Raw genomic sequence first — 4,105 nt, 5'->3', positions numbered from 1 at the left:
CACGCCGTTCGGAACGAGATGCCTTACGTATGGGACTGATAGCCGTCCTTGCGGCGTGGTCGTCCGCAGGCGGCCGACCACCGCGGTAGACCGCGCCCGATCGATGGGTCACCGACGCGGCGGTCGAGCCGACCGGACGCTATGGACAGGCTCCTGGTCGCGGCCACCGCTCACGAGGTCGGGGAATCCGAACCGGCGACCACCGCCCGGCGGTGACTCCGGTGTCCGTGCGGCGCGTCCTACCCTCGGTGCCGTTGTCGGCTTGTCACGATATCCGGGTGAGTCGCGACAGGCTGGCTGCGATGTTCGCGCGTCGTCGGGCGCGGCTGCGGTCGCGGCGCTACGCCACCGCCGCGCTGAACCCGCCCACGGTGCCCGGCGTGACCGTCCCCGTCACCACTCCGGACGGGGCGCGGTTGCGGGTGCGCGTCCACGGTCCGGAGCAGGGGCGGCCGATGGTGCTCGTGCACGGCTGGGGCTGCTGCCTCGAATACTGGAATCCGCAGATCAACGCCTTCGCCGAGCGATATCGCGTGATCTGCTACGACCAGCGCGGACACGGTGAGAGCGGGATCGGCGCCGATGTCGCGAGTATCGATCAGCTCGGCGACGACCTGGCCACCGTGCTGGCCGCCACCCTGCGTCCGGGCGAACCCGCGGTGCTGGTCGGGCACAGCATGGGCGGAATCACCGTGCAGGCGTGGGCCGCCCGCCACCGCGACCAGTTCGACGCCCACGCGGCGGGCCTGATCCTGGCCAATACCACCTCGGGACGCATCGCCACCGGCACCGAACTGCTGCCCGGCTTCAATGTGCCCCTGCGGATTCTCGGCCGTCGCGTCCGGCTCCCGGCCCGATCGCTGGTGTGGCTGCTCGGGCTGCCGCTGCCGATTCCGGGCGGGCCGCTGGTGAAATGGCTGATCCGCTGGCGCATCATGTCGCGCGCCGCCACCGCCGACGAGGTGGCCTTCGTCCTGAACATCGTGCGCTCGTGCCCGCCGCGCGGCCGCGCCCGCGTCGAACGGATGCTTGCCGAATTCGATCTGGGTCCGGCCGCCGAACACCTCACCGCGCCGACCACGGTGCTCGCCGGAGACCGCGACCGGCTGCTCCCGCTGGCCATGTCCCGCGCCCTCGCCGACGCGCTGGCCCGGGTCGGCAGCCTGGTGGCCTTCCACATCCTGCCCACCGGTCACGCCGCGAATGTCGAGGCCACGGACCGCTTCAACGCCGAACTGGCGGCCACGGCGCACCGCGCCTTCGACACCCCGAGCGCCACCACCGGCTGACGGACGAGACCGCCCTCGGTGCCACGGCTGTTCAATACAACAGCCGCGCGTCCGAGAGCGGGGGCGCGGCGGCATCCTTGGCCGAGCGGATGACCGTGAGCGGCTGTCCGTTTCGACCCACGGTCGGCCATTCGATGCCGATGGTCGGATCGAACGCGTCCACCTCGCCGTCGAATTCGGGGGTGTACTCCAGTGAGCACAGGTACGTCACGGTGGAGTCGTCCGCCAGCGAGAGCAACGCGTGCCCCAGCCCCTCGGCCAGATATACCGACCGGCGCGTCACATCGTCGATCACCACGGCGTCCCACCGCCCGAAGGTCGGCGAGTCGGGCCGCAGATCCACCACCACATCCAGGAACGCGCCCCGCACACAGGTCACGTACTTGGCCTGCCCCGGCGGATTCGCGGTGTAGTGGATGCCGCGCAGCACCCCGGCGGCGGAGGTGGAGACGTTCACCTGCTGGAGATCGAAGGGCCGCCCCACCGCCTTCTCGAATTCCGACGCTTTGAACTGCTCGAGGAACACCCCGCGCGCGTCACCGTGCAGCCGCGGCGTGAACTCCCACGCGCCGGGCACCGACAGTTCCCGTATCTCCACCGTCAGTGCTCCCGTCCCAGTGCGCCCTGCTCCCACTCCCGGCCGTGCTCCAGCAGATTCAGCAGATAGGTGCCGTAACCCGAGCGTTCGAGCGGTTCGGCGATGGCGCGCAGCTGTTCGTCGTCGATGAAGTTCATCCGCCAGGCCACCTCCTCGGGTACCCCGATCTTGAGGCCCTGCCGCTCCTCGATGGTGCGCACGTAATTCGCGGCGTCCAGCAGCGAGTCGAAGGTGCCGGTGTCGAGCCAGGCGGTGCCGCGGGCGAGCACCTCCACCCGCAGCCTGCCCTGTTCGAGATAGGTGCGGTTGATATCGGTGATCTCGTATTCGCCGCGCGCCGAGGGCCGCAGCCCGCGGGCGATCTCGACGACGTCGTTGTCGTAGAAGTACAACCCCGGAATGGCGTAGTTGGAGCGCGGCCGCTTCGGCTTCTCCTCGATGGAGATGGCCTTGCCCTCGGCGAATTCCACCACGCCGTAGGCGGTGGGGTCGGAGACCCGGTAGGCGAACACCGCGCCGCCGTCGAGCCCGTCGAAGCGGTGCAGCGTGGTGCCGAGTCCGGGTCCGTGGAAGATATTGTCGCCCAGCACCAGTGCCGCGCAGTCGGTGCCGATGTGGTCGGCCCCCAGGACGAAGGCGCGGGCGAGCCCGTCGGGTTCCGGTTGCACCACATAGGAGATGGACAGCCCGAACCGGCTGCCGTCGCCGAGCAGGCGCGCGAAGGCGTCGCTGTCCTCCGGTGTGGTGATGACCAGGATGTCCCGGATCCCCGCCAGCATGAGCGTGGACAGGGGGTAGTACACCATCGGCTTGTCGTACACCGGGACCAGCTGTTTGCTCACTCCGCGCGTGATCGGGTGCAGCCGTGAGCCCGTGCCGCCCGCCAGGATGATTCCGCGCATGTCACAGCAGTCTGCCAGTTGGGTTCCGGACGGGGGCGGGGAGGTTCCGACTCGACCGCGAATCGATCACGGCCGTTTGCCGCAATGCGCTTGTGGCCATTAAGTGTTGCGTACGTCACGTTCCCATGGTGTTCTGAAACGACGCTATGTGAGATGTCAGCGCCGACTCTCGCGCGCCTGGTGCCCGAGCCCCGTTCGGTCCCCGGACGAACGGCTCGGCGCGCCAACAACGAGGTAGGTGCGCGATGACAGCGACAAGTGACAGCGTCCCGGTGGCCAACCCGCACGGCATCAGCGTGTACGCGCACGCCCTGGCCGCCGCCTGCCGCACCGTGGTCCGGCCGCTCGGCGGCCTGGTGCCCGTCAACGCGCTCACCATTCCGGTGGCGGCCACGGTGATCAACGGGCTGTCGAAATTCCGGCCGCAGCCGCGCGGGGTGGAGCGGGAGCAGGTGCGGCTCAGGGGTTTCCGCATGGAGATCGTGCGTCCTGCCGGAGCCCGCAGTTCGCTGCGCGACGGCGCGATCATGTACATGCACGGCGGCGGATTCTTCCTGTGCGGGCTGGATACGCACCGTCCCGTGGTGGCCGCGCTGGCCCGGCGCACCGGACTGCCGGTGGTCAGCGTCGAGTATCGGCAGCTGCCCGATACCGATATCTCCGGTTCGGTCGACGACTGTCTGACCGCCTACCGTTGGCTGCTCAGCCGCGGCGCGGACGCCTCGCGCATTGTCTTCGCCGGTGATTCCGCCGGCGGCTACATGGCTTTCGCGACCGCCCTGCGCGCCCGCGAGCAGGGGCATCCGGTGCCCGCCGGTCTGGTCGGCCTGTGTCCCGCGCTGGATCTGGACTGCACCGAGAAGCGCGCCCACCCGAATATGCGCCGGGACCCGCTCATTCCGCTGTCCGCACTGGAATCGGTGGTGCGAATCGGAGCGACGGTCGACGGCTGCCTGGACCCGCGGCTCTCACCGGTCAACGGCGTGCTCGCCGGGATGCCCCCGGCCCTGCTCATCGTGGCCGAGGACGAGGTGCTGCGCCGCGACAGCGAACTCATGGCCCAGCGCCTGGCCGCCGCGGGCGTCCCGGCCACCCTGGAGGTCTGGCGCGGTCAGGTGCACGCCTTCATGGCCATCTTCCCGGGCATGCCCGAGAGCCGGGCGGCACTGGCGTCGGTGGCCCGCTTCGTGCGCGCCCGACTCGAGGCCGAGCAGCTGATGCGCACGGCGTGAGTCTGGTGCGCGGAGCCGTCCACCGCATAGGCGGACGGTGAGCATCTGTCGGCGTTCGTCGCCCACGACGGCGTCGATCATGAC

Annotated in this window: 4 protein-coding genes; 2 read left to right on the top strand and 2 right to left on the bottom strand. The window is 69.9% G+C overall.

Going from position 1 to position 4,105, the window contains the following annotated elements:
- Positions 1-302: 302 nt before the first annotated feature.
- Positions 303-1,289: an alpha/beta fold hydrolase gene (locus QK444_RS33595; RefSeq protein ID WP_282786054.1), complete on the top strand. Its 987-nt coding sequence runs from the start codon at positions 303-305 to the stop codon at positions 1,287-1,289.
- A 31-nt stretch (positions 1,290-1,320) separates the two neighbouring features.
- Here the strand turns inward: QK444_RS33595 and rfbC are convergent, their stop codons facing one another.
- Entirely contained in the window at positions 1,321-1,887 is a 567-nt protein-coding gene (gene rfbC, locus QK444_RS33590; RefSeq protein ID WP_282786053.1) for a dTDP-4-dehydrorhamnose 3,5-epimerase, read from the bottom strand.
- Positions 1,888-1,889: 2 nt separating this feature from the next.
- Complete coding sequence (gene rfbA / locus QK444_RS33585) at positions 1,890-2,789, bottom strand: glucose-1-phosphate thymidylyltransferase RfbA (RefSeq protein WP_029930392.1); 900 nt, start codon at positions 2,787-2,789, stop codon at positions 1,890-1,892.
- 245 nt (positions 2,790-3,034) lie between these two features.
- Between rfbA and QK444_RS33580 the strand changes: the two genes are divergently transcribed.
- Positions 3,035-4,021, top strand: a complete 987-nt coding sequence (locus QK444_RS33580) for an alpha/beta hydrolase (protein ID WP_282786052.1) — start codon at positions 3,035-3,037, stop codon at positions 4,019-4,021.
- Positions 4,022-4,105: the final 84 nt, after the last annotated feature.

Origin of the sequence: Nocardia sp. CC201C (genome assembly GCF_030010695.1) — a bacterium.
Classification (GTDB): Bacteria; Actinomycetota; Actinomycetes; order Mycobacteriales; family Mycobacteriaceae; genus Nocardia; species Nocardia otitidiscaviarum.
Note: the sequence above shows the minus strand (reverse complement) of the source record. Positions and strands in the feature narration are given on the sequence as shown.